This is a genomic window from Pseudoalteromonas sp. A3 (genome assembly GCF_025942345.1).
GTDB lineage: Bacteria > Pseudomonadota > Gammaproteobacteria > Enterobacterales > Alteromonadaceae > Pseudoalteromonas > Pseudoalteromonas atlantica.
In genome coordinates, this window is sequence record NZ_JAPCKL010000003.1 from 113467 (window position 1) to 136842 (window position 23376).

17 protein-coding genes and 1 tRNA gene are annotated in these 23376 nt (G+C 42.0%); 5 read left to right on the forward strand and 13 right to left on the reverse strand.

Annotation, left to right across the window (positions count from 1 at the left end; all coding sequences use genetic code 11):
- Window positions 1–229: 229 nt before the first annotated feature.
- From argS to OIZ54_RS06610, 5 genes are all read right to left on the reverse strand, one after another.
- A complete protein-coding gene (argS, locus tag OIZ54_RS06590) occupies window positions 230–1972 on the reverse strand; it encodes an arginine--tRNA ligase (protein ID WP_264390016.1) in 1743 nt (580 codons plus the stop codon).
- 62 nt (window positions 1973–2034) lie between these two features.
- Window positions 2035–3624 (reverse strand): peptide chain release factor 3, encoded by a 1590-nt coding sequence (gene prfC / locus OIZ54_RS06595; protein WP_004586154.1) that lies wholly within the window; start codon window positions 3622–3624, stop codon window positions 2035–2037.
- Window positions 3625–3913: 289 nt separating this feature from the next.
- Window positions 3914–4948 (reverse strand): HlyD family secretion protein, encoded by a 1035-nt coding sequence (locus OIZ54_RS06600; RefSeq protein ID WP_064385284.1) that lies wholly within the window; start codon window positions 4946–4948, stop codon window positions 3914–3916.
- Window positions 4949–4972: 24 nt separating this feature from the next.
- Entirely contained in the window at window positions 4973–6517 is a 1545-nt protein-coding gene (locus OIZ54_RS06605; RefSeq protein ID WP_264390017.1) for an MFS transporter, read from the reverse strand.
- A complete protein-coding gene (locus OIZ54_RS06610; RefSeq protein ID WP_264390018.1) occupies window positions 6517–8025 on the reverse strand; it encodes an efflux transporter outer membrane subunit in 1509 nt (502 codons plus the stop codon). The genes OIZ54_RS06605 and OIZ54_RS06610 overlap by 1 nt, the downstream gene beginning before the upstream one ends.
- Window positions 8026–8264: 239 nt before the next feature.
- Between OIZ54_RS06610 and OIZ54_RS06615 the strand changes: the two genes are divergently transcribed.
- The gene (locus OIZ54_RS06615; RefSeq protein ID WP_064385289.1) at window positions 8265–8933 is read left to right on the forward strand and encodes a TetR/AcrR family transcriptional regulator; all 669 of its coding nucleotides are present in this window, start codon (window positions 8265–8267) and stop codon (window positions 8931–8933) included.
- A 428-nt stretch (window positions 8934–9361) separates the two neighbouring features.
- Window positions 9362–12034 (forward strand): ATP-binding protein, encoded by a 2673-nt coding sequence (locus tag OIZ54_RS06620; RefSeq protein WP_096041250.1) that lies wholly within the window; start codon window positions 9362–9364, stop codon window positions 12032–12034.
- A gap of 48 nt (window positions 12035–12082) precedes the next feature.
- Here OIZ54_RS06620 and rimI read toward each other — a convergent pair whose 3' ends face one another.
- The 3 genes from rimI to OIZ54_RS06635 form a co-directional block, all read right to left on the reverse strand.
- Window positions 12083–12550, reverse strand: a complete 468-nt coding sequence (gene rimI, locus OIZ54_RS06625) for a ribosomal protein S18-alanine N-acetyltransferase (RefSeq protein WP_029772791.1) — start codon at window positions 12548–12550, stop codon at window positions 12083–12085.
- Window positions 12537–12842 carry a hypothetical protein gene (locus tag OIZ54_RS06630; protein WP_064385293.1) on the reverse strand — a complete coding sequence of 102 codons (306 nt, stop codon included), beginning with the start codon at window positions 12840–12842 and terminating at the stop codon, window positions 12537–12539. Before OIZ54_RS06630 ends, rimI begins: the two co-directional genes overlap by 14 nt.
- Before the next feature lie 64 nt (window positions 12843–12906).
- Window positions 12907–12983: transfer RNA gene (locus OIZ54_RS06635), tRNA-Trp, on the reverse strand.
- Between the two features lie 703 nt (window positions 12984–13686).
- Here OIZ54_RS06635 and OIZ54_RS06640 point away from each other — a divergent pair.
- Complete coding sequence (locus OIZ54_RS06640; protein WP_055252828.1) at window positions 13687–15285, forward strand: BCCT family transporter; 1599 nt, start codon at window positions 13687–13689, stop codon at window positions 15283–15285.
- A gap of 153 nt (window positions 15286–15438) precedes the next feature.
- On the opposite strand, the gene guaA is transcribed toward OIZ54_RS06640, so the two are convergent.
- Both guaA and guaB read right to left on the reverse strand, forming a co-directional pair.
- Window positions 15439–17016 (reverse strand): glutamine-hydrolyzing GMP synthase, encoded by a 1578-nt coding sequence (gene guaA / locus OIZ54_RS06645; RefSeq protein ID WP_024033152.1) that lies wholly within the window; start codon window positions 17014–17016, stop codon window positions 15439–15441.
- A 96-nt stretch (window positions 17017–17112) separates the two neighbouring features.
- Window positions 17113–18582, reverse strand: a complete 1470-nt coding sequence (guaB, locus tag OIZ54_RS06650; protein WP_004586134.1) for an IMP dehydrogenase — start codon at window positions 18580–18582, stop codon at window positions 17113–17115.
- Window positions 18583–18728: 146 nt separating this feature from the next.
- On the opposite strand from guaB, the gene xseA reads away from it, so the two are divergent.
- On the forward strand, window positions 18729–20060 hold the full coding sequence (xseA, locus tag OIZ54_RS06655) for an exodeoxyribonuclease VII large subunit (protein ID WP_064385295.1): 1332 nt from the start codon (window positions 18729–18731) through the stop codon (window positions 20058–20060).
- An 11-nt stretch (window positions 20061–20071) separates the two neighbouring features.
- Here xseA and OIZ54_RS06660 read toward each other — a convergent pair whose 3' ends face one another.
- The 3 genes from OIZ54_RS06660 to OIZ54_RS06670 form a co-directional block, all read right to left on the reverse strand.
- On the reverse strand, window positions 20072–20755 hold the full coding sequence (locus OIZ54_RS06660) for a hypothetical protein (RefSeq protein ID WP_264390019.1): 684 nt from the start codon (window positions 20753–20755) through the stop codon (window positions 20072–20074).
- A gap of 42 nt (window positions 20756–20797) precedes the next feature.
- Window positions 20798–21616, reverse strand: coding sequence for a serine O-acetyltransferase (gene cysE / locus OIZ54_RS06665; RefSeq protein ID WP_004586131.1), 819 nt, complete (start codon window positions 21614–21616; stop codon window positions 20798–20800).
- A gap of 124 nt (window positions 21617–21740) precedes the next feature.
- On the reverse strand, window positions 21741–22670 hold the full coding sequence (locus OIZ54_RS06670; protein WP_264390020.1) for a diguanylate cyclase: 930 nt from the start codon (window positions 22668–22670) through the stop codon (window positions 21741–21743).
- Window positions 22671–22967: 297 nt separating this feature from the next.
- Between OIZ54_RS06670 and OIZ54_RS06675 the strand changes: the two genes are divergently transcribed.
- Window positions 22968–23375 carry a hypothetical protein gene (locus OIZ54_RS06675; protein ID WP_054982749.1) on the forward strand — a complete coding sequence of 136 codons (408 nt, stop codon included), beginning with the start codon at window positions 22968–22970 and terminating at the stop codon, window positions 23373–23375.
- Window position 23376 lies beyond the last annotated feature (1 nt).

Sequence of the window (23376 nt, forward strand, 5' to 3'; positions counted from 1 at the left end):
AAGGCGAAGTGCTTTTTTATGCCAAGGAGCATACGGTTTGTATGTGACTTAGGCTAAAAAAGCACGACAACGCAGTCAAAGCGAACTACACGCAGCAGAAGGTTCACCTATGTAGTTTAGCCTAAGACAAGGCATCCACCTCCTACTTATCCCTATGAGCATACGATTTGTATGTGATTAGGGTAAGTTGGGGTGGATAACGCAGTATTAGGTTAAAATACGACGGTGATTACATTTGCTCCATGACTTCAATGCCTAACAAATCCAATCCTGTTTTTAGTGTATCTGCCACTAAATTACATAACACTAAACGGCTGTCACGTACGTTTGGCTCTACGCCTTCTTTTAGTACTGGGCAGGCTTCATAGAATGTCATGTATAGGCTAGCTAGCTCGTATAAGTAGCTACATAGTACGTGCGGAGTAGCCTCAGAGATCATTAAATCAAGGACTTCTTCAAGCTGTAGCAGTTTAAGTGCGAGTGCTTTTTCTTGCGGCTCGGCTATGGCTACATCTGCATTTAGCGTAGCGGCGTCGACACCTGATTTACGGAAAATACTGCGCACACGGGTATAAGCATATTGTAAGTAAGGTGCTGTTGCGCCTTCAAAGCTTAACATGGTGTCCCAGTTGAATATGTAATCACTGGTACGATGCTTAGAAAGATCAGCGTATTTAACAGCGCCAATACCTACTTTACGCGCAATTTCGCTGCGATCATGATCTGATAAATCAGACTCACGCTCAGCAAGTTTTGTTGCTGCACGACTAATCGACTCTTCAAGTAAATCAGCAAGTTTTACTGTACCACCTGTACGGGTTTTAAATGGTTTACCATCGGCGCCCATCATGGTGCCAAACGGGCAAAACTCGTAGCTTGTTTCATCGCGTAAAAGGCCTGCTTTACGTGCGGTAAGCTCCACCTGATTAAAGTGAAGGCTTTGGCGTGCATCAACAAATATTAAAATACGCTCAGCACCTAAGGTGTTTGAGCGGTAGTTACACGCGGCTAAATCGGTGGTTGCATATAAAAAGCCGCCGCCAGATTTTTGCACGATAAACGCCGATGGCTCACCATCTTTATTGGCAAGTTCATCTAAAAACACAACTTGTGCGCCTTGCGACTCTACCGCTATGTTTTTATCTTTTAATAGGCTAATAATATCGTTAAGCTCACTGTTGTAAGCACTTTCAGCCATAATATCGTCTTGGGTAAGCGTTACGTTTAGACGTTTGTAAACTTCTTCAGAGTGCTTAACAGAGGTCGCTATAAATAGCTTCCATAGCTTTTCACAGTGCGCGTCGCCGCCTTGTAGTTTAACTACATAGTCACGGGCTTTATCGGCAAAGCCTTCTTCATCGTCAAAACGCTTTTTAGCATCGCGGTAAAACGTTTCTAAATCAGCAAGCGCTACCGACTCTAAGTCTACGCCTTGGCTAATTTGATCTTCTAAATGCGCAATTAGCATACCAAATTGTGTGCCCCAATCGCCCATGTGGTTTTGACGAATGACTTTGTCGCCTCTAAATTCAAGCGCACGTACAATGGCATCGCCAATAATGGTTGAACGCAAATGGCCTACGTGCATTTCTTTTGCAAGGTTAGGTGATGAGTAATCTACCACGACAGTTTGCGGGTTTGCGTGCTCGTTTACAGCCAGTTTTGCATCGTTGTTTGCTGCTTTTACACTATTGGCTAAAAACTCAGGCTTTAAATGAATATTAATAAAACCTGGACCGGCAATTTCTGTTTTTTCAGCGATGTCGGTTACATCTAGGTTATCAATAATTTTTTGCGCAAGCTCACGTGGGTTGCTTTTCATTTTTTTAGCGGCGCCCATTGCACCATTAATTTGGTAATCACCAAACTGTGGGCGTGTGCTTTGTGTAACAGCTGGGTTTGTGTCTTCTGGTAGGCCTGCTGCGGTCATGGCGGCAATGGCTTTTTCTACTAAAATAGTACGAATGTTCATTATATTATTTACCTTTGTAAGCCCGCCATAGCAGGCTTTCAGTTAACTTTAGTCAGTCGATTCTAGTTTTCGCGCGTATGGTTAAAGGTTACCTCTGGGTAACGCTCTACCGATAAATTAAGGTTTACACGGCTCGGTGCTATGTAAGTTAAGTTATCGCCACCATCGAGTGCTAAGTTGCTTTCGCACTTACGTTTAAACTCTTCAAACTTTTTAACATCGTCGCTGCTTACCCAACGTGCCGTATTTACATTTACGCCTTCGTAAATTGCATCTACGTTGTACTCAGCTTTTAAGCGCGCTACAACCACATCAAACTGTAGTACACCCACCGCGCCTACAATTAAATCGTTGTTAGTAAGCGGTCTAAATACCTGTACAGCACCTTCTTCAGAAAGTTGTACTAAGCCTTTTAATAATTGCTTTTGTTTGAGCGGATCGCGCAAACGAATACGACGAAACAGCTCAGGCGCAAAGTTAGGAATACCGCTAAATTTAAGCTTTTCGCCTTGCGTAAAGGTATCACCAATTTGAATGGTACCGTGGTTATGCAAACCAATAATATCGCCCGCATATGCATCTGCTGCGCGCTCACGATCGCCCGCCATAAAGGTTACCGCATCAGAAATACTAATTTGCTTACCAAGGCGTACGTGGTTCATTTTCATGCCTTGGCTGTATTTGCCCGACACAATACGCATAAAGGCAATGCGGTCACGGTGTTTAGGGTCCATGTTGGCCTGAATTTTAAACACAAAACCGGTAAAGTTTTCTTCTGTTGCGATTACTTGGCGGTCATCTGTTTCGCGCGGTAATGGTGTTGGTGCCCATTGCGTTAAACCATCAAGTACATGGTCTACACCAAAGTTACCAAGGGCTGTACCAAAGTACACCGGCGAAAGCTCACCCGCTAAAAACAATTCAAGATCAAACTCATTTGAGGCACCAATTACCAGCTCTAGCTCTTCACGTAATTGCTCAGCGAGTTCTTCACCAATGGCGGTATCAAGCTCTGGGTTATCTAGGCCTTTTACAGTGCGAACTTCTTGAATAGTATGACCTTGGCCTGTTTTGTATAAAACCGCTTCGTCGTTATGAATGTGATAAACACCTTTAAACTCTTTACCACAACCAATTGGCCAAGTAATAGGCGCACAGGCAATATTTAGCTCTGTTTCTACTTCATCAAGTAGTTCCATTGGGTCACGAATATCACGGTCACACTTATTCATAAAGGTAACAATAGGCGTGGTACGTAGGCGCGTAACTTCCATTAGCTTACGGGTACGTTCTTCTACACCTTTTGCGGCATCAATAACCATTAAACACGAATCTACTGCGGTCAATGTACGGTAAGTATCTTCTGAGAAGTCTTCGTGTCCAGGGGTATCAAGTAAATTAACCAGCGCATTGTTATACGGAAACTGCATTACAGAGGTAGTAACCGATATACCACGCTCTTTTTCCATTTCCATCCAGTCAGACTTTGCATGCTGATTAGAGCCACGGCCTTTTACAGTACCGGCTTTTTGAATCGCTTGTCCGAACAAAAGTACTTTTTCGGTGATGGTGGTTTTACCAGCATCCGGGTGCGATATGATTGCAAAAGTCCTTCGCTTGCTAATTTCGTTGATAATATTCTGGTCTGCCATTAATAAGTTCTTTTAGTTTGATGCCAAGTTACATGCATAACATTGAGTGTATGCAAGGCAACCCGTTAAGTTGATCGTTATTAACTGGGCTTTGAGCAATTTAGTGTGAATAAATTGACAACAATTAACGCCATATAGCTAATTTTTTAATAGTGGCAATTGTAACAGGAGTCGGTATAAAAGTGTGCTATCTAACTCAAAAATATCTTGGCTTTGTATGCAAAAGGAAGGAGTAACTAATTTTAAGGGCCAGCAACATGGTTACTGGCCCTGTAATTAACGCAATGTGCTACTGCGTTATTGAAATACTGGGTACCACCGACATACCTACTCGTAGCTGCTTAAGCGCCGGCTGGTTTGCATCTAAGCTAATTTTAACCGGTAAACGCTGCACAATTTTGGTGAAGTTTCCCGTGGCGTTATGAGCACCAATGGCTGAGTAGCTCACGCCACTGGCAGGGCTTAGGCTATCAACATGGCCGCGTAAAATTTGCCCTGGTAGTGCATCTACTTTTATTTCAACTTCTTGGCCTACTTTTACATTAGCTAGTTGAGTTTCACGGTAGTTTGCACTAACAAACACTTTATCAAGGGGTACAACAACCAATAGCGGGCTGCCTGGGTTTACATACGCCCCTACACGCACCGATTTTTGGCCAACTATGCCATCAATAGGCGCAGTAATTTGGGTATACGATAACTTAAGCTCGGCATCTACTACACGAGCTTTAGCTTGTACAAGCACGGCTTTGGCTTTTTCAATATCGGCACGTAAAATTTCAATCTGCTGCTTTGCTGCTGCAAGGCCTGCTTGGTTTTTATGCAAGTTTGCTTTTTGAATAGCCAGCTTTGCTTGTGCTTCTTCTCGTGCTTGCACAGTGCCTGAGCCATCGGTTGCTAAGTTGGTATAACGCTTTAAATTTAACTGCGCTAATTTAAGTGATGCAGTATCGGCCTCTACCGCAGCTTGCGCTTGTTGTACCAGCGAATCTTGATAAGTTAGCTTAGCTTGCAAGCTAGCTACACTTGCTTTAGCACTATTAGCTTGGGCTTTAGCAGAATCTAGGGCCACTACAAAATCGCGATTATCTATGGTGGCAATTAAATCGCCTTTTTGTACTCGCTGGTTATCTTTAATGAGTACTTGATCTACCGTGCCAGATACCTGAGGCGCCACAAAGGTAAAGTCGGCTTGCACGTAGGCATCGTCAGTTGTTTGAGTTGCACTTTGCGACTCCGGTTTATTAAGATAAATAATACTGCCTGCAACAACGGCAAGTATAGTTGCTACAACGGTTAATTTAACTACTTTTGGTAAGGCCATAATATATTACTCAACAATTAAAATTTAAGATTTACTAAGATTCGGGGCTGGTACAAAGTTCATACATAGCGCCAGCGGAATTAATACAAGTGCTAACACACCTAGCACCAAGTAGGCATCACCTACCGACATCACTAACGATTGCTGGGCAATAACGCCACCTAATTGCTCATTAGGTATGGTGTTTGCCAATGAGTTACCGACCAGAGAGGCGCGATCTAATAGCATTTCGTTATGAAAATGACTGCGCACCGTCAATAGCTGCCCCACAACAGCCCCGCCAATAAGCGAGCCAAACACACGTAATGTGTTTATGGTTCCCGAAAAAAACGGCCCTTCGCTTGGGTCTAGTACACTGGTCATTAAAAATAAAATAGAGACCACTGCCATGGGCTGGCCAAATGCTTGCAACAGCTGCGCTGTGATAAATTGATCGCGATGCCATAAAGGCGTAATTTGTGCGCCGCTAAAACAGGCCAGCGCAATTAAAAATAATCCAATTGACATCACAATGCGGGCGTCTACCCATTTTTTGTATAAAAGCAGTGCCACTACCGAGCCAAGTACAAGTTGTGGTAGCGCAATTAATAACCCTACTGGCGCTAGCTGTAGTGCTCTATAGCTATGCAAATTGGCTAAATGGGTTGAGGGCAACATTGAGCCCGACATCAACACCACTAACAACATGGTAAGTAGTACAGAGCCAATACCTAAATTGCGACGGCCTAATAACTGCGGTCTCATAAATGGCGCTTTGTGATGCCACTCGGTTAATACGTAACAGCCAAATAAAATTAGCCCACCAAAAAAACACACACTAATAAGCGATGAATTAAACCAATCTAAACGCACACCTTGATCAAGCGCGATGGCAATTAACGTCAAAGACGATACGCCGCATACTAGGCCTAACCAGTTTCCTTCTTTAAAGCGCGCATATTTAACGCCCTCTTTTGGGAGCCCCCACGCAGTTAGTGAGCCTGCAATAATACAAAGCGGAATAACTTGCCAGTAAATCCAGCGCCAGTCCGATAACACATCAGCCCACTGCCCGCTTAGCCAAATAGCTAAATTTGGAGCGAATGTAGCGGTCATGGCGTAAAGCGCTAAACCGTGTAAACGTATGTTAGGGGGTAAAAATTTAAGTGCAGCCATCATTAATATAGGTATGAGTGCGCCACTACTTATCCCTTGCACAAAACGCAGTGCAATTAATAAGTTTAAATCATTAATAAAAGGCAAAATAGCCGCAATAACACCACATATAGTCACCATAGAAATATGAAAGCGTCTAACCGATAACGTAATGGCGAACCAAGAAGCAAAAGGCATAGCGATTAGCTCCCCAACGGTATAGGCGCTTGAAAGCCAAGAGGCATCGTCTAAACTAGCCCCTATTACGCCCCTCACATCTGCTAATCCAAGTGCCCCTACTCGGTTATTTAAACCCGCCATCATAGCGGCAATAAAAATGCCTAATAACCCAGCCAGTGCTTGTTTTGATGGCCCTGCGGGCTTAGCAACAGGTGCTGCATTTTGTACAGGCACATTAATCGTGACTGCATTCATTACTCGCCCTCCGCCTTGGCTGACATTGGCGCAAGCGCACTTTCAGGTAGCGCGTCTGGGTTCCAGCCACCGCCGAGAGATTTATACAAATTTACAACCGCAATCGAGGCATTGGTTGCACTGTTATTTAACTTAGTTTGGCTTGCTAATAAATTACGTTGCGCCGTTAAAACACTAAGGTAGTCGGCTGCACCTTGCTGGTAGGCTCTTTCAACGGTTTGTAAAGCCTGCTTATTAAAGTCGTGGGCAATTTCAACTTTGTGATGGTGATTTTGCTGCGCAGCCCATCCATCTACTGCGTTATCAACTTCGTGCCACGCTTTTAGTACAGTTTGACGATACGTTAATGCCGCGTTTTTCTCGCGCTCTTTAGTAAGCTTAAGCTGTGACTTTAAGCGCCCACCCTGAAAAATAGGCAAATAAACATTTGGCCCAACTGAAAAAACACGTGAATCCCAGGTTGATAAATCACTTTGCGCATACCCTTCAACTCCTAATGAGCCCGTTAAAGTAATGCGTGGGTAAAAATTCGCTTCGGCCGCGCCAATAGCGGCAACAGCGCTGTGTAAGTTTGCTTGCGCTTGTAAAATATCTGGGCGGCGTTTCACAAACTCTGATGGAATAGCCGAAGGGATTTCGCTTGGCATAACAGGCGCAGCAATACGCTCGGCTAACAAAGTATTTAAGGCACGTGGTTTTTCACCTACTAGCAACGCAAGCGCGTTCATTAACACATTACGGCGCTGCGTTTGCTCTGGTAGCGCAGCATTAATTGTTGCCAGCTCTGCTTTTGCACTAATTGTTTCAAAACGTGTACTTACACCGTTTTTTTCGCGGCTTTGTGCAAGCTTTAACACACGCTCTGCAATGGTTTTGTTTTCGTGTGTTATGTTGAGCTGCGTTTGCGCACTGCGCAGTAAAAAATACGTTTTAGCCACCTCGCCAGCTAAGCTAACACGCGCGGCTTCACGCGCATACAAAGAGGCCTGCAGCATAGCGACGGCCCCTTCTTCAACACGTTTATTACGGCCCCATAAATCAAGTTCCCAGCTGGCATCAAAACCAAGCTGCCAAAAGTTATCAGGGTCTGAGGGCGCACCGAGTGCAACAAACTTACCATTTTCGCTCAGCCCTTCGCGCTTGTAGTCAAACCCAGCAGATACACTGGGTAAGCGGTCTGCCGATGCAATACCCAATGCCGCGCGGCTTTGGGCAATTCGGCTTGATGCTAGCTGTAAGTCAAGATTACCTAGCTGTGCTTTGCGCTCTAGCTCCGTTAAAATAGGATCGTTTAAAATTGTCCACCAATTCCACGCCAATTCAGCATTACCGCTTTGTAGCTGAGTAAATTCGGGAGTTGGCTTTATAGCATCGTTGTTTATATTTGTATTAGGCTCTTCAAAGTTAGGACCCACTACACAACCCGACAAAGCCGCAGCTAATGTAAGCGCAATAGCTGAATGCCGCGAATAATTAAAAAGTCTTTTATTAAGACACTGATTAGCCATTTTTAAATCCTAAATTAATAACGCAATTATTTATGTACTGTACCGCTCGGTTCGAGTGATAAGCAAAAAAAAGCTAAGCACGCTAATTGCTGCCTAGTCACACCTTAAATACATTTAAACAGGGTAATACCGATAGTTAACAGCTGCTAAAAACACCCTTAACTTAAAGCTCAAATTGAACTGTACCGCTCGGTTTGATATGCTAGGCGTAATTTAACATTATGTCAAGGTGAAATGTAATGACAAAAACGCTTACTGATGCCCAAAACACTCTGCCTCCAAGTGAATTAGAGCTTGGCGCAAAAGCACGAACGGTATTACACGCTGCACGTAAAATATTTTTAATTCATGGTTTTAACGGTGCAACCACCGACATGATCCAACGTGAGGCAGGCGTATCAAAATCGACGGTTTACGCTCACTTTGCAAATAAAGAAATTTTATTTTTAGCGGTCATTAAAAGTGAATGCGAAATATTTACAGCATCAATCGATAATATAACGTTTAAGCCAGGCAACTTAACAGAAAACTTACGCCGCCTTGGGCATGCTTATTTACAAATCGCTCTATCAGAGTCGGCCATGGCTTTATACCGAATTGTTGTTGCTGAAGCCCCCCGCTTACCCGCCCTAGGTCATATGTTTTATAACTCTGGCCCGCGGGTGGTAAAAGACAAGGTCTCTAATTATTTAAAAGCGGCAGTGGAATCTAAAGAGCTTGATTTTGAAGAATTAAACATTGAAGAAGCCACTAACCTATTTGTTGCCTTAATGCGCAGTGAGCTACATTTAATGTACTTAACTCACCCCGATCAGCCAGTGCTTAAAAAAGATATAGACCGCTGGGTAGAAGTAGCAATAAACTTTTTAGTGCGCTCTTACGGTACGGCTCACACTCAAAAGAACTAATCTTTAAATGTGTAATACTTTAAATAAATAGCATTTTAAAGCCACGCATTAATTTTAATCGTGGCTAAATTACCCTTAATGCCAATGCCCTAACAACGCATATTTTAATGCATTGTGCTAACCACTAATAAATATAAAAATAGCGCTACGGGTTTACCCCTTGCGCTCAATTTATGACAGGCATTGATACTGCACTGTTAGCTATATAATTAAAAAACCAAGCAGCGCAGCCGCTAACTTATTTAAAACAAAGCTAAATATAGCGCCTTAAAATATAATCTCGCTTTCGGTGCTCACTAGCCGTATTTAAACCAATTATATACACACTTTTTTTACGCTAAATTAACCCAAATCAGCTTACGCTTCTTGTGTAATAAAGTCGTAACGCATATCATTGCTAGATTGCACGGAGGATAAGTAGTTTGGTCATGAAAACCAGTAAGTTAAGTATTCGATTATTATGGTATATAACCCCGCTTGTTATACTACCCTTGTTGTTTTTAGGTGGTTTTACATTAACTAACGTAACCAACTCAACACAAAAGCAGGCTGATCTTATAATGAGTCGCTTTGTTGAGCAGCAACAGCAAAAGGTTTTCAACTACATAGACTCGTTTCATTCAACTGCAAAACTACTGTCTACCTCGCCTGTTTTAAACGATTTTTTATCAAACGACATTCATGCTGATGGCAGCTATACCCGCCGCTTAGGGGCGCTAATGGATGTTTTTGCCAGTTATAGCGAAGCCTACCCAGATATAATTAGTATTAACTTAGTCTCGGCCAGTGGTAAAAGTGACGCGTATTATTCTAATAATTTAACAACCGCACCGCAGTCATACCCATTTTTTAAACAAGTACTGCAAAGTAATTTACGCCAACAACAATTTATGGTGCAAAACAACGACGGCACCACCAACTTATTTTTTGTACAGCGCGTACAAAGTGTTGATTACTATTTAAAACGCCCACAACAACTTGGCTTTATAGTATTACAAGTTGAACCCTCTATATTAAACACCAGTATTTTAGAAGCGCCTTATAACAACACCCTTAATTTACTGCTAACCAACGACGGGCAAATTTTATTTAGCTCAGACTACAGCTTACGCGGGCAATATATTACCGAGCACGAGCTTGAGCAGGTTCACGATTTAGCCGATGTAGGCACCCTTTCGACGATTGAGCTTTCGAGCATAGATAAAATAGAAAGAATGATATTTGCTGTACAAATGAGCGGCGGTTATTACTTTGTATCAACCATTCCAAAAGGCGTGCTTTATCAATCGGGTAAGGCAATTAGCTTAATCACAGGCTTAATTGTGATAATTTCGGTGATCACCCTGCCTATCCTTATTTTTGTGGTTGTGCGCAATTTACTGCTAAACCCAATTGAGCTTTTAGGGGCCGCCAGCCACCGTGTAGGTGATGGTGATTTATCGGTAAATTTACCTGCTCATACAAATGATGAAGTCGGCGTGTTGTTTAACGATTTTAATCACATGATTAACCAAATTAGACACTACCAAGAGCAGCTAGAAGAATATAAGCACCACCTAGAAGACAAAGTAGAAAGCCGTACTAAAGCGCTCGAAGCGATGAACAGCCAGCTTGAACTTGCCATAGCTCAAGCAGAGCAAGCTAACCAGCTTAAAAGCCGTTTTTTAGCAAATATGAGTCACGAGATTCGCACCCCACTTACGGCCATTATGGGCTTTACCGAGCAGCTATTAATTAACGATAAAGTGGTTAACGACAAACAGCATTTAAATACCATTTTACGAAACTCTAAACACTTATTAGAGCTAATAAACAACATACTCGATTTATCTAAAATAGAAGCAGAAAAGCTCGCTGTAGAGCAAGCACCCCTTAATGTAGTGCAGCTGGTTCACGATATAGAATCAATTATTGAACCGCTAGCGCACGAAAAACAACTGGCGTTTAGCATTCATTACGAGCTGCCATTACCGCGCACTATTTATAGTGATATGACGCGTTTAAAACAAATTTTGATAAACATAGCCAGCAATGCCGTAAAGTTTACCGAGCAAGGCAAAGTATCAATTTGTGTGCATTATTTGCAAAGTAAGCAGCAGCTTGAATTTGTGGTTAAAGACACCGGTATTGGTATGTCTGAGCACCAAATAGAGCGTATATTTAAACCTTTTGAACAAGCTGATGCCACCACCACGCGCCGCTTTGGAGGCACAGGATTAGGTTTATGTATTTCTAAAAACTTAGCGCAATTATTGGGTGGCGATGTTACTTTAAAAAGCGAAATTGGCATAGGCAGTCGCTTTGCTATTACCGTTGATTGCCATATTAACGAGCCTAAACAGTCACTTGAGCTTTTAACTGAGCAAGCACAGCTTATTCCAGAAAAAGACCCTTTCTTGTCGTTTGCCACTTCTAGTTTTGATGCCAACATATTAGTTGCCGAAGATAACCCCGATAACCAGCTACTTATAAAACTGCTTTTACAAACCTGGGGCCTAGAGCCAGATATGGCTAACAATGGTGCACAAGCAGTAGAAATGGCGTTAGTAAACGACTACCAGCTAATTATTATGGATATGCAAATGCCTGTAATGGGCGGCCTTGAGGCAACTAAAATGCTACGTCATGCAGCCTACGATGGGCCCATTATCGCGCTTACTGCCAATGTAATGAACCATGATATAGACACATACATTGAGGCAGGTTGCGATAAAGCGCTGGCAAAACCCATTGATAAAGACGCGCTTGAAAACGTGCTAGTTAGTTACTTAAATCTTGAAAAAGATAATCAGAACAAGTGGGATAGTTTACTAAAAAGTGAAAAGTTTCAACAAATTAACGATAACTATGTGGCTAACCTGCCAAGTTACTTACAAAAGGTAAACAGCTTAAAAGCCAGTAACGATGCAGAAGCACTTCGAAGCGTAGCTCATAGCTTAAAAGGCAGTGCTGGTTGTTTTAATTTTGACGATATTTACCACAGTGCAGCGCTACTAGAAGAAAACCTGCTTAGTAATGACCAAGCGCAGCGCCCCACATTAATTGTAAATTTAATTAATGCTATTGAGCAAACCATAGCTAAAAGTAAAGAAACCGCCTAAAAGCGCGTATTTTACTTTAAACGTTTATTTAGCGCTTAATTTAACCCTTTAACTAAACCCTAAGTTAAGCGCCATACCCATTAGTATGGCGTCTTCATAGCCATTTTTAGAGGGCTCATCGCTTGGGTAATAGTTTTTACGTACCGACATTTGCGTAAAGCCAGCATGTTCGTAAAGCGTTATTGCACGCGCGTTTGATTCGCGTACTTCTAAAAAAAGATTTTCAGCATTTTGCTGCTCGCCATATTCAATAAACTGGCTAAGTAACTGCCTTGCAATGCCTTTACCTTGCTCACTGGGCGTTACACATATATCCATAAGGGTAAAATCAGGCCCTGCCTTTTCACCTATATAAAAACCTACTAGGGTGTTTTCATCAAACGCCGCTAAATTAAAGTAACGGCCGCCCATGCAAGAGCTCATTGTTTTAAGAGACCAAGGGTGAGAGTGGCAGGCAGTTTCAATAGCCATTAATTGTGCTATTGCGCTTTCGTTTACAGGTTTAAAGTTTATCAAGGTGTGTGCTCATTAAAGCCCATAAAGCGCGCTTATCAGAAGCACTGAGCTGTGAGGTTGGTAGTGTAAGTTTATCGTCGGTTAACTGTATGTCTGGCCCTTTTAAAACATGATTAATTGTTAAAGAAGGTGCACTTAAACGTATATCACTTAATAACTGTTTGCTCAGCGCTAAAGGCTCAGCTGGAGTGCTTTGTGAAACGGCTGAAGTAGTCTCAGTATTTTTAGGACGATAATGCTGATTTAGTTCAAGGTTTTCTATACCAAAAATAGCTGCGTAACGTGGATGCATAACAACTCAGTAGATTAAACACTAGAACAATATATGAAGTAATAAAAACGATGTAAAGAAGAAATGGCAGGGGCGGAGAGATTCGAACTCCCAACCGTCGGTTTTGGAGACCGCTGTTCTACCAATTGGAACTACGCCCCTGCAATGTCGACGAATTATAGAGACCTTTTAGAAAAGGTAAAGTAAAAAATTAACTTTTTAGTTTAACTGCCTTTTAATTATACAAAACGCTGAATTAGCAAGCTAAATAGCGCTGTAAAGCCACTTTAGCTTTAACAGCACTTACCTTTAAAAAATAAATGCTGCTCAGCTTAGCGTAATTAAAACTGCAGTGTGTGCTTTAAAACCGTGCGAGCTTAATAACCGCGGTACTGTTTTTACCTACGCTTAGCCCAAACGCTATGCTGTAAATTCCTTCTTAAGTGTTAAATACTTTAGCTAGCATGATGTATTTACACTTGCTGTTAGTTATTTTTATAGCGGTTTAGCTTGGTGGGGTTGCTGTATACATAAACAAGTCAATAACATTGGCAGCATTTATGATACAATTTAGCGTCTAGGGGATCCGCGTTATACCAATCGTGTTAAGTTATTAGTCGCTTATAGCGACAGATAAATAGAGCGGTTACAAGGCATTAATTTTTACATGTAGTTGCTCTACCTGAGAAATTTATAACGCTGTTAGCGCTTTATTTAGCTCGCTAAAAAGACTAAGTATTTAAGTCGATTGGTATTACCACCTAATTGCATATTTCATCATGTATCTTACTTACGCGGGTCATTCACAATGCAAATATGGAGGAGCTTTACTATTGGCAGTTGCTGGTAGTTCACGCCGTGTTATATGAAGTTTAAATCAAAAAAATACAGTATCGATTCAACCGATTACCAAGTAGGACAAGATAACGTTAGCAAATGGGGCATGGATATTCATACTAATGTATTTTCTGTTTCTATTGGCCTATCTCTACTTTTTATAATTACTCTACTTGCACTCTCGCCTAACGAAGCTAAAGAGGCGATTAACTCAATAAAAAATGCCGCACTAACTAATTTTGACTACGTATTTATGTGGGGCGCCAATATATTACTGCTGTTTGCAGTAGGTATTGCCGCTTCACCGCTGGGTAAAATTCGCCTTGGCGGCGATAAAGCAACTACAGACTATTCAACCTTATCGTGGGTATCTATGCTCTTTGCTGCAGGCATGGGTATAGGCCTTATTTTTTGGGGTGTGGCAGAGCCCACCGCCTTTTACACCGACTGGTTTGGCACGCCTCTCAATGCAGAAGCCTTTACCGAGCAAGGCCGAGAAATGGCTTTAGGGGCAACTGTATTCCATTGGGGTCTGCACGCGTGGGCAATTTACGGTATGACCGCTTTATGCCTAGCCTATTTTGTTTATAACAAAGGCTTACCGCTTTCTATGCGCTCAATATTTTATCCGCTTTTAGGAGATAGAGTATGGGGCAAGTTAGGTGATGTTATCGATGTAATGGCGGTATTAGTAACCCTTTTTGGTCTTGCTACGTCGTTAGGCTTAGGCGGGGCACAAGCTGCCAGTGGTATTAGCCACGTGCTCGGCTTTAAAAGCTCTTTATTATTACAACAAGGCATTATTTTATTAATTATGAGCTTGGCTATCCTCTCTATTGTGCGCGGTATGGATGGTGGCGTTAAACTCCTAAGCAATATAAATATGGGCATAGCCTTTGTGTTTCTGGGTTTAGTGTTTATTTTAAACTTTACCACGGTACTTGATTCTGCCTACACAGCAGTAATAGGTTATGTTAAAAATATCATTCCTCTAAGCTACAGCACAGGCCGAGAAGATACGCAGTGGTTACATGGCTGGACTGTGTTTTATTGGGCGTGGTGGGTTGCATACGCACCTTGCTTTGGTATGTTTGTGGCGCGTATTTCAAAAGGGCGCACCATACGCGAATTTTTAGTGTATGTATTACTCATTCCTACTCTTGTAACTACTGCTTGGATGTCGGTTTTTGGTGGTGTTGCGATTGATCAAATTATAAATGAAGTTGGTGTACTTGGCGCAAACCAAGGTATTACAGATGTAACGCTTAGCTTGTTTTATATGCTAGATGCTTATGCATTTGGTACGCTGCTTTCTCTTTTAGCTGTGGCGTTAATAATTATCTTTTTTGTTACCACCCTCGACTCCGGCTCTATTGTAATAGATAGCCTTACATCAGGCGGAAAACTAGAAGTACCTATAAAGCAAAAGCTAGTATGGGCCGTTATTGCCAGTATTATTGCTATGTTAATGCTGTGGATTGGTGGCACCGATTCAATCCAAGCATTGCAATACATTACTATTATTGCCGCCCTGCCCTTTACTATTATTTTAATTTTAGGCTGTATTAGCCTAGTTAAAGGGCTACTTACAGAAACCGAGCAACCTACGCCCGTTCCTGCAAAATAAACCCGCTTAGCCCACTTCACTTAATGAGTTTAGTGGGCAAGAGCTAACGGTTTTTAGGCATAAAAAAAGTCCGTGTAAGCGGACTTTTTATTATCTAGATAACAAAACTATGTTTGCTATCTAAAAGGCATTAACCATTAGTAAAAACGGGTGTTATTCCCACTCAATAGTGGCCGGTGGTTTACCAGAAATATCGTAAACAACACGTGAGATACCGTCAATTTCGTTAATGATACGGTTAGAAACCACACCTAAAAACTCATACGGTAAATGTGACCAACGCGCCGTCATAAAGTCGATAGTTTCTACACAACGTAGTGATACAACCCAATCATATTTACGAGCATCGCCCATAACCCCTACCGACTTAACAGGTAAGAATACAGTAAACGCTTGGCTTACTTTATGATAAAGCTCAGCTTTGTGTAGCTCTTCAATAAAGATAGCATCAGCACGACGTAGTAAATCACAGTACTCTTTTTTAATTTCGCCAAGTACACGTACACCTAAACCTGGCCCTGGGAACGGGTGGCGGTAAAGCATGTCGTACGGTAAACCAAGCTCTAAGCCAATTTTACGTACTTCATCTTTAAATAATTCACGTAATGGCTCAACTAAGCCCATTTTCATGTCATCTGGTAAGCCGCCCACGTTGTGGTGAGATTTAATTACGTGTGCTTTACCTGTGGCTGAAGCGGCTGATTCTATTACGTCTGGGTAAATAGTCCCTTGACCTAACCACTTCGCATTTTTAAGCTTTTTAGCTTGCTCATCAAATACATTAATAAACGTATGGCCAATGGCTTTACGTTTTTCTTCTGGATCTGATTTGCCTGCAAGGTCAGCTAAAAACTGCTCCTCAGCGTCTACTTTAACAATGTTTAAGCCAAATTTATTGCCAAACATGTCCATAACTTGCTGGCCTTCGTTTAAACGAAGTAAGCCATTATCAACAAATACACATGTTAGGTTTTCGCCAATTGCACGGTGAATAAGCATTGCTACAACAGATGAATCAACACCTCCTGATAAGCCTAAAATAACTTCGTCATCGCCAACGGTTTCTTTAATGCGCTCAATAGCATCATCAATAATTTTGGCAGGTGTCCATAGCTTTTCACAACCACAAATATCAATTGCAAAACGCTCTAATAAACGTTGTCCTTGATGAGTGTGCGTTACTTCTGGGTGAAATTGTACGCCGTAAAAACGTTTTTCTTCGTTAGACATAGCAGCATGCGGACACGTTGGTGTTTTAGCTGTGGTGCTAAAGCTTGCCGGCACTTCCATTACTTTGTCGCCGTGGCTCATCCACACGTCTAAAACGCCGTTGCCGCCATCGGTAATATGATCTTCAATTGCATCGAATAATGCACAGTTACCCACTTTTTCTACTTGTGCATAACCAAACTCTTTTTTATCTGAGCTGTGTACACTGCCGCCAAGTTGAGCTGCCATGGTTTGCATGCCGTAACAAATACCCAGCACTGGCACGCCAGCGTTAAACACGTATTCAGGTGCACGCGGGCTGTTCTCTAGTGTGGTTGACTCAGGGCCACCAGATAAAATAATACCTTGTGGATTAAATTCGCGAATTTGCTCTTCGGTTACATCCCATGCCCACAGCTCACAGTAAACGCCAATTTCGCGGATACGACGCGCGATTAATTGAGTGTATTGCGAACCAAAATCTAAAATTAGAATTCGTGAATCGTGAATATCTTTGCTCATGAAGGATCTCGTAAAGTAGATGCTAGATTCCACTAATTTGCTTAGTGGCTATAAAAGAGGGCTGGTAATTCCAGCCCCGTAATTTAAACGTGTTGTTTAACCTAAGCGGTAGTTAGGCGCTTCTTTGGTAATTTGCACATCGTGGACGTGCGACTCACCCATACCTGCAGATGTAACACGTACAAACTGCGGTTTAGTATTTAGCTCTTCAATGGTGGCACAACCCGTTAATCCCATTGCGCTACGAAGGCCACCCACTTGCTGATGAATAATCGTTGCAATTGGACCTTTATAAGCGACGCGACCTTCAATACCTTCAGGTACTAATTTGTCAGCTTGGTTAGATTTTTGGAAGTAACGATCTGACGAACCTTCTTTTTGATCCATCGCACCTAATGAGCCCATACCACGGTAAGATTTGTAGTAACGGCCTTGGTAAAGTTCAACTTCGCCTGGCGCTTCTTCTGTACCAGCAAGCATTGAGCCCACCATTACACACGATGCACCCGCAACCAATGCTTTAACAATATCGCCAGAAAAACGAATACCGCCATCAGCAATAACTGGAATGTCACGCCCTTGTAAGCCATCTACCGCATCAGAAATAGCCGTAATTTGTGGTACACCACAACCTGTAACAATACGCGTAGTACAAATAGAACCTGGGCCAATACCTACTTTAACCGCATCCACACCTGCATCAGCAAGGGCAATTGCGCCTTCGGCTGTAGCAACGTTACCGGCAATAATTTGTAAATCTGGGTAAGTTTCACGAGTTTGAGAAACACGGTCAATAACACCTTGTGAGTGGCCGTGTGAAGTATCGATAAGTAAAACATCAACACCCGCCTCTACTAATGCAGCAATTCGCTCATCAGTACCTGCGCCAACACCAACTGCAGCACCTACACGTAAACGACCTAGCTCGTCTTTACATGCATGTGGTTTGTCTTGCGCTTTTTGGTAATCTTTTACGGTGATCATGCCTTTTAGTTTAAACGCATCATCAACCACTAAGATTTTTTCAATGCGGTGTTCGTGCATTAAACCTAAGATTTCTTCGCGCGATGCGCCTTCTTGAACCGTTACCAGTTTGTCTTTTTTAGTCATAACGCTAGAAACAGGCTGTTCAAGCTTCGTTTCAAAACGCATATCACGACCAGTAACAATACCTAGTAGGTTATTTTCGCTATCAGTAACCGGGAATCCCGAGAACCCTTTTTCTTGCGAAAGAAGCGTCGCATCTGCAATGGTTAAATCGGCAGACACAGTAACAGGGAATGACACAATACCTGCTTCGTAGGTTTTAACTTTACGTACGTTTCTCGCTTGTTCTTCAATGGTCATGTTTTTATGGATAAAACCAAGACCACCTTCCTGCGCGAGGGCAATAGCTAAACGAGCTTCTGTAACAGTATCCATAGATGCTGAAATAAGCGGCAAGTTAAGTTTGATACCACGCGTTAAGCGAGTTGAAATATTTGCCGTGTGTGGCAAAACAGTAGAATGACCAGGTACTAAAAGTACGTCATCAAAGGTAAGAGCTTCTTTAGCGATTCTAAGCATTTTGGCAACTTCTCACATGTGGATCTAAGATAAGGAATTGCGGCCAAATTTTAACAGCGTTGTGGGCATTCGTAAATAATATTTCGCAAATATTTATGATAAACTTGCCTTATAACTTGCCTCATAATAGTTTTAGGTTGTTTTTTATGTTTTCGAAGCCTTCGCAAACGGTTTACACCGTATCACGCCTTAACAGAGAGATTCGTACAGTTCTTGAGCAGGGCTTTGCATCGCTAATTTTAACAGGCGAAATTTCTAACTTTATTACCCCTGCTTCTGGGCACTGGTACTTTTCGTTAAAAGATGAAAAAGCACAAATTAAAGCGGCTATGTGGCGCGGCAATAACCGCTCTCAAAGTTACCGCCCTGAAAACGGCGCACAAGTAACAGTAAGAGCCCGTGTTTCACTTTACGAACCACGCGGTGATTATCAGCTTATTGTTGAGCATATGGAACCTGCCGGTGAAGGCCAGCTTAAGCAAGAGTTTGATGCATTAAAAATGCGCCTAGCCGCTGAGGGCTTGTTTAGTTCAGCCTATAAAAAACCACTGCCGCAAAATATAAACCGTGTAGGTGTAATAACCTCAGCAACGGGCGCTGCTATAAAAGATATATTAACCGTACTTAAACGCCGCGCACCGCAATTAGAAGTCATTATTTACCCAGCCATGGTGCAAGGCAAAGAAGCCCATGTGCACTTAATTAACCAAATACAGTTAGCCAATGCACGCAATGAGGTCGACGTACTTATTGTAGGGCGAGGCGGTGGCTCGTTAGAAGATTTATGGTGCTTTAACCATGAGCAGCTTGCGCGTGCTATTTATCAAAGTGAATTACCCATAGTCAGTGCGGTAGGCCACGAAATAGACACAACCATCAGTGACTACGTAGCCGATGTACGCGCAGCAACGCCTTCAGCAGCCGCTGAGCTTGTCAGCCCTAACACGCAAGAGCTACATAGTAAGGTTATTGAGCTCATTAACCGGTTAAATAATGCCTTTAAACACGATATGGCCGATAAGCGCGCACTAGCAACACAGTTACAGCATCGGCTTAACTTGTGTCATCCGCGCAATCAACTTAATCAAAAAGCGCAGCGATTAGATGAGCTAACTATTGCCTTACAACAAGGCATGCGCAATCGCCTTTACCAACAAGAGCGCACGCTTAATAATTTAACCCCGCGTTTAATGCGTCAATCGCCTGATAAAAAGTTATCGCAGGCCAGCCATCAGCTTATGCAGATACAAACTCGGCTTGAACAAGCAATGCAGCACAAGTTGCAACACGCGCAAAATAGCTTAGCGCTGCAAGCGAGTAGGCTTGACTCGGTAAGCCCACTTAATGTTTTAGCGCGCGGTTACAGCATAACCAAAACCCAACAAGGCAAAGTGGTTAAATCGGTAGATCACATTAAAACGGGTGATGTGCTAATTACAGAGCTGGCCGATGGCGCTATAAAATCAACGGTGTTGTAAAGCTCTTTCAGTTAAAGCTCTGTGGCCATTAGTAAGGTTAGTTCGGTGTCGCTTGACGTTGAGGTTGTTCTTTTAAATTGCAACCAAAACTCTTGCTTCATTAACTTATCGTTTAGCTCTCGCCATTGGGTATGATCAAACGAGTCGTTATCAGTAGGTGCAGCAAGTTCAAATTTACATACGGTGGTTTTACACGCTGCACTAACAATCTCTGGGATAGAGCTTAGATCAGAGGTAAGTAAAAAATCTTGTAAAGCTACTTCTGTTTGATAAGCCCACTCTTCATTACGTATTTGCTCCTCAAATTGCGCTTGCAAAACGGCTTGTGCATCAGAGGGGTCACGTAGCTGCTGCGCCGCGTTTTTCATCAAGGCTTTTTGCGCTGCTAATTGCTGTTTAAGCTGCGATACTTGCTCTTCTAAAGGAAGCTCATCTAGCGGTTGTGGATCTGGTCTAGAGGGATTATCTTTTTGCTCTATACGAGCGCTTTGCTCAGGGGCAGCTGGTACAACACGCTTTGCTGTTGCCTCACTGCTTTTAACTGGCTGAACAAAAGATGCCTGCTGCTTTGTTGTCTCAGCATGTTGTAACTTTGCGGGGTTTGCGTCACTTGAAGATAAATTAAAGTAGCTCCACGTTAAACCTACACCCGCAATAAATCCTATCCCTAGTGTTAATAAGCTATTTTTGTTCATTTTAATTCCTTTTAAAATTATTTTTATTTATACAGGCTGCTATTACAGCATGGCGCTGGTGTGTGATTCGTTTTCAGGCTCTGGTGTGGTTAAAAAGTTTTGGTTCATACTTTGCGCCGGACACGGACAATCCGGTCTGCCAATAATTTTAGCCGGTACGCCTACAGCGGTGGTATGTGGCGGTACCGCAGTTAAAACAACTGAACCTGCGCCAATACGTGCGCCCTCGCCTACTTCAATATTACCCAGCACTTTAGCGCCTGCACCAATAAGCACACCGGCTCTAATTTTAGGATGACGGTCGCCCTGCTCGTTACCCGTACCACCAAGCGTGACCGATTGCAGTATTGATACGTTATCTTCAATTACCGCCGTTTCACCAATAACAATACCGGTGGCGTGGTCAAACATTATCCCTTTACCAACCTGACACGCGGGGTGAATATCAACCCCAAACACTTCTGAGGTTCGGCTTTGAATAAAACGAGCAAGCTCTTTACGGTTTTGCTGCCACAAGCAGTTAGCTAAACGATGCGCTTGAATAGCATGAAACCCTTTTAAGTTTAAAATAACCGTAAGGTAGGTTTCGGCTGCCGGGTCTCTGTCTTTAACGGCTTTAATATCTTCGGCCACATAAGTAAGCATGCGGTCGCACTTTACAAACGCTTGGTCGAACAACTCACGTATTGTAAAAGCCGATACAACAGCATCTGCCAACTTATTAGCAACAATAAAGCTTAACGCCGAACCTAAACACTCATGATTTAAAATGCATGAATACACATGACTTGCTAAAAGTGGTTCGCGAGTTACAACTTCATTCGCTTCACTGCGAAGCTGTTGCCAAATTTCATGACGCATAATACTACACTGCCTTAAATTGATATAAAAAGAGCCTTTTCCTAAGTTTAACGGATTTAAAGCCTAAGGTGTTAACGCCTTAGTTATTTGTTCTGGTTATTAGGTATAACTAAGAGTAAAAAAATTATATGAGTGCTAAATCACTCACACATAAAGCATCTTTTCCTTTATCTTTCGCTTTATAAAGTAAATCGTCTGCTTCTTTGATTAAATACGCACAGGTAAAGTCACTACTGGGTGTAATAGTAGTGAGGCCTACACTCACTGTAAGGGTTCTGCTTGGTAATGAATGTTTATTTTCAATGTTTAACTGTTTTAATTTTTCTAAAATATCGTTCAATACTAACAAAGCCTGATCTGAGTTTGTATTTCCATACACTAAAACAAATTCTTCACCACCAAAACGGGCACATAAATCACCTGGGCGTTTAGTAAATTCATTGAGTACTTTAGCCACCCTTTTTAAGCATGTATCGCCTTGTTGGTGGCCGTAAGTATCATTGAGTAATTTAAAATCATCTATATCAATAATAGCCAACGAAAGCGGCATACCTAAACGCTGACACCGATTCCATTCTTGCTCTAAAAAGGTATCAAAAAAGCCTCGGTTAGCAATATCAGTTAAGCCATCAATAGCGGCAAGTTTTTGTACTTGCTCTTCAGCTAGTTTACGCTCGGTAATATTTTGATGGCTAATAGCGTAATACGCTTTATCGGTATGGCTAAACGACACTACTCGCATCATAAACCAACGTTTTTCATCTTCACTATGACATGGATATTCTAAATAAAAGTCGTCATTAGCCCCCGAAATAACTGATTTAATGCCGTTAAATGCCTTTAAACCAAAGCTATCTCCTTTTTGCGCAGCTTTTTCACACTCTGCTAAGTAATTTTGCTGCTCCCACATATCACAGCAGGCACAATCGTTTTGCTCACCAAAGCTTTGCCAACTTCGGTTTATATAGACTATGTCGCCGTTAGAATTAATAACCACTACTTGGTCGGGCGTGGTATCTAGTACCAACTTAAAAAACGCTTTATCGTCAATCACGAGCTTTCCATTTTAGCTTTGTTGTTAATCAGTATAATCAATAACAATTTTTTAACACAATATTGTTACTTTACTTCACGTTAGTTGCATAATTTATCAATGTGAAGTAATACTCCGTATGACAGCTAAGTAGTCTATAAAAAATATAAAAAATTTTACTTTTACATTAAAAATCAGATACTAAAGTAGCATGACAGGGTTACTGTCATATGCCAAACTAGCTACTGGCATACTACTGACGGCGTAAAAAATAAAAACAAACGCTAAATTAGCATCATCAACTCAACAAGGATAACGATGATGAAAAACGATATATTGAATACAAAAAAGCTTGGTTATAAATTTTACTTTCAAGATGGCGACAATCAAATAGCCTGTTTTGGAAGCTACTTTACGGGTAAAGAAGAAGTGTTTGTAAACGATGACCTATTCAGTAAAAAACGAAATATCTACTGTGCAAGCACACACTCTTTTGCTTTTGAGGGCTCACAGTACCAAGTAAAATTTGACATGCTTAATATACTTACGGGGCGTCTGGAGTGCACTCTTTATAAAAATAGCAGTGTGATAGCCAAACAAGTTCAAAGTAGTCTTTCAGACGATCCTAAAAAGGCAGCATTTTTTCTTGCTGGCTGTACATTAGGTGGGGCGGTGTTTGGCTATACAACGGCAACTATTGTTGAACTATTTGTAGGGAAGCTTTAAC

Coding starts and splice junctions, on each gene's coding strand:
- argS (WP_264390016.1), bottom strand. CDS start 1,972: ATGAACATTCGTACTATTTTAGTAGAAAAAGCCATTGCCGCCATGACC.
- prfC (WP_004586154.1), bottom strand. CDS start 3,624: ATGGCAGACCAGAATATTATCAACGAAATTAGCAAGCGAAGGACTTTT.
- OIZ54_RS06600 (WP_064385284.1), bottom strand. CDS start 4,948: ATGGCCTTACCAAAAGTAGTTAAATTAACCGTTGTAGCAACTATACTT.
- OIZ54_RS06605 (WP_264390017.1), bottom strand. CDS start 6,517: ATGAATGCAGTCACGATTAATGTGCCTGTACAAAATGCAGCACCTGTT.
- OIZ54_RS06610 (WP_264390018.1), bottom strand. CDS start 8,025: ATGGCTAATCAGTGTCTTAATAAAAGACTTTTTAATTATTCGCGGCAT.
- OIZ54_RS06615 (WP_064385289.1), top strand. CDS start 8,265: ATGACAAAAACGCTTACTGATGCCCAAAACACTCTGCCTCCAAGTGAA.
- OIZ54_RS06620 (WP_096041250.1), top strand. CDS start 9,362: ATGAAAACCAGTAAGTTAAGTATTCGATTATTATGGTATATAACCCCG.
- OIZ54_RS06630 (WP_064385293.1), bottom strand. CDS start 12,842: ATGCATCCACGTTACGCAGCTATTTTTGGTATAGAAAACCTTGAACTA.
- OIZ54_RS06640 (WP_055252828.1), top strand. CDS start 13,687: ATGAAGTTTAAATCAAAAAAATACAGTATCGATTCAACCGATTACCAA.
- guaA (WP_024033152.1), bottom strand. CDS start 17,016: ATGAGCAAAGATATTCACGATTCACGAATTCTAATTTTAGATTTTGGT.
- guaB (WP_004586134.1), bottom strand. CDS start 18,582: ATGCTTAGAATCGCTAAAGAAGCTCTTACCTTTGATGACGTACTTTTA.
- xseA (WP_064385295.1), top strand. CDS start 18,729: ATGTTTTCGAAGCCTTCGCAAACGGTTTACACCGTATCACGCCTTAAC.
- OIZ54_RS06660 (WP_264390019.1), bottom strand. CDS start 20,755: ATGAACAAAAATAGCTTATTAACACTAGGGATAGGATTTATTGCGGGT.
- cysE (WP_004586131.1), bottom strand. CDS start 21,616: ATGCGTCATGAAATTTGGCAACAGCTTCGCAGTGAAGCGAATGAAGTT.
- OIZ54_RS06675 (WP_054982749.1), top strand. CDS start 22,968: ATGATGAAAAACGATATATTGAATACAAAAAAGCTTGGTTATAAATTT.